This is a genomic window from Corallococcus sp. RDP092CA (assembly GCF_041903675.1).
GTDB lineage: Bacteria > Myxococcota > Myxococcia > Myxococcales > Myxococcaceae > Corallococcus.
Genome location: NZ_JAYESI010000129.1, coordinates 1 through 424 on the forward strand (window position 1 = coordinate 1; position 424 = coordinate 424).

A 424-nucleotide genomic window follows, 5' to 3' on the forward strand; every position below is an offset into this window, starting at 1 on the left:
TCCGTGTGCCACACGCCAGGAGGTGGTCCGTGGAGTTGGAGAAGGAGTTGGAGCAGTTCCGCCAGGAAGCGCAGCGGTTGAAGGCCGGGAGGCGCAGCGGCTCATTGCCGTTCCCCGAGGCGCTGCGCGCCTTCGCGGTGCGCTACGCCGAGCACACGGTGGCGTCTGGTGGGACGGTGACGGACGCGGGAAAGAAGCTGGGCGTTTCTGGGCCGACGCTCTACGAATGGCGCAAGGGCCGCTCCCGTCCGAAGCCCGTCGAGAAGAGCGCGGTGCTGGTGCCAGTACGCGTCAGCGCGCGTCCCGCCGCGGCCTCGAGTACGGGAGTACGGCAGGTGGTGCTGGTGTCGCCAGGAGGCTGGCGCGTCGAAGGGCTGAGCGTGGAGAGCGCCGCGCAGCTATTGGAGAAGCTGGAGTGCTGACG

At 69.1% G+C, this 424-nt stretch carries 1 protein-coding gene; it reads left to right on the forward strand.

Annotated elements, in window-relative coordinates; genetic code table 11:
• Positions 1-29: 29 nt before the first annotated feature.
• Positions 30-422, forward strand: a complete 393-nt coding sequence (locus tag U8525_RS34480) for a hypothetical protein (protein WP_374270973.1) — start codon at positions 30-32, stop codon at positions 420-422.
• The last annotated feature ends 2 nt before the right edge of the window (positions 423-424 follow it).